Origin of the sequence: Bradyrhizobium mercantei (genome assembly GCF_001982635.1) — a bacterium.
Classification (GTDB): Bacteria; Pseudomonadota; Alphaproteobacteria; order Rhizobiales; family Xanthobacteraceae; genus Bradyrhizobium; species Bradyrhizobium mercantei.
The window spans coordinates 1-1,532 of the sequence record NZ_MKFI01000031.1; the positions used below are offsets into that span (position 1 = coordinate 1).

Consider the following 1,532-nt stretch of genomic DNA (forward strand, 5'->3'; position numbering starts at 1 on the left):
TTCTCGATGCATGACGCGGTGCTCACCGGCGTCGAGACCCGCACCTCGTCGCCGCTGCGCATCACCCGCCGCGACGACTTCCAGAGCATGAACACCGACGGCCTGTTCCCGGCGGGCGAGGGCGCGGGCTACGCCGGCGGCATCATGTCCGCCGCCATCGACGGCATGAAGGTCGCCGAAGCCGTCGCGCTGCACGCGCTGGGCAAGCCCGGCATCACCGGCGGCAACCGCCGCGGCGCCAGCGACGACTATTGATCCGCGCCCGGGCCGTCGGCGCCCGGGCCGCGCCCCGAACCACTTCTGGGACCGTTTGACCGGCGGGCAGGCGCCACGGCGGCGGTCGCGCCTGTCCGCTCGCGGGAAATTGTTGTTATATTATTTCGCCAGTTTCCGGCCCCTCCAGATGGCATCCATGCGACACCGCGACTTCCCCTCCTGTTGACGTCCTTGCGCCTGACGCGGCCCGCGCGCGGGATTCGCAAGGCGTCGTCATGCATCCCGGAGGAAGTTGCCATGCCGTCATTGTCCGATGCCCTCGCAGTCGCGGGCCGTCGCCGCCGCACCGCCCGCGCCACGCTCGCCGCGGGGCTCGCGCTGGCACTCGCCGCGTTCTGCCTGCCCGCGCAGGCGGCCGAGAAATTCAAGGTGGTGACGACGTTCACCGTCATCGCGGACATGGCGCGCAACGTGGCCGGCGATGCCGCCACGGTCGAGTCCGTGACCCGGCCCGGGGCCGAAATCCATGAATACCAGCCGACGCCGGGCGACCTGGCGCGGGCCCAGGGCGCGCAATTGATCCTCTGGAACGGGTTGAACCTGGAACAATGGTTCGAGCGCTTCTTCCATCGGCTCAAGAACGTGCCCGGCGTCGTGGTGACGCGCGGCATCGAGCCGATCGGCATCGGCGACGGCCCCTATGAGGGCAAGCCCAACCCGCATGCCTGGATGTCGCCCGCCAACGCGCTGATCTACGTCGACAACATCCGCGATGCGCTGGTCCAGTACGACCCGGCCAACGCCGAAACCTACCGCGCCAACGCGGCGGCCTACAAGGCGCGCATCCAGGAGGCGATCGGCCCCTTGCACCAGCGCCTGCGGGCCATTCCCCCCGAGCGGCGCTGGCTGGCGACCAGCGAGGGCGCGTTCAGCTACCTGGCGCGGGATCTCGACCTGCGCGAGCTGTATCTCTGGCCGATCAACGCCGATCAACAGGGCACGCCGCAGCAGGTGCGCCGCGTGGTGGACCTGATGACGGCCAACCGCGTCCCGGCGATCTTCAGCGAAAGCACGGTGTCCGCCAATCCCGCCCGCCAGGTCGCGCAGGAGACCGGCGCCCGCTACGGCGGCGTGCTGTATGTCGATTCGCTCAGCGGCCCCAGCGGGCCGGTGCCGACCTATCTGGACCTGTTGCGCGTCACCACCGAGACCATCGCCAAGGGGCTGGAGCCGTGAGGCCGCCGCAAGGCGAGGGCGGCGCCGCGCCCGGCATCCAGGTGGACGATGCCACCGTCGTCTATCGCAATGGCCATGTC

Annotated in this window: 1 protein-coding gene and 1 pseudogene; both read left to right on the plus strand. The window is 70.0% G+C overall.

The genetic code is table 11. The features are described from left to right. Nucleotides 1-255 (plus strand): annotated as a pseudogene (locus BI327_RS40680) (hypothetical protein); the annotation flags it as partial. A gap of 258 nt (nucleotides 256-513) precedes the next feature. Next, nucleotides 514-1,452, plus strand: coding sequence for a metal ABC transporter substrate-binding protein (locus tag BI327_RS40685; RefSeq protein ID WP_089025734.1), 939 nt, complete (start codon nucleotides 514-516; stop codon nucleotides 1,450-1,452). The last annotated feature ends 80 nt before the right edge of the window (nucleotides 1,453-1,532 follow it).

Excerpts from the sequence above, each read along its gene's own strand:
- BI327_RS40685 (WP_089025734.1), top strand. The coding sequence starts at position 514 with ATGCCGTCATTGTCCGATGCCCTCGCAGTCGCGGGCCGTCGCCGCCGC.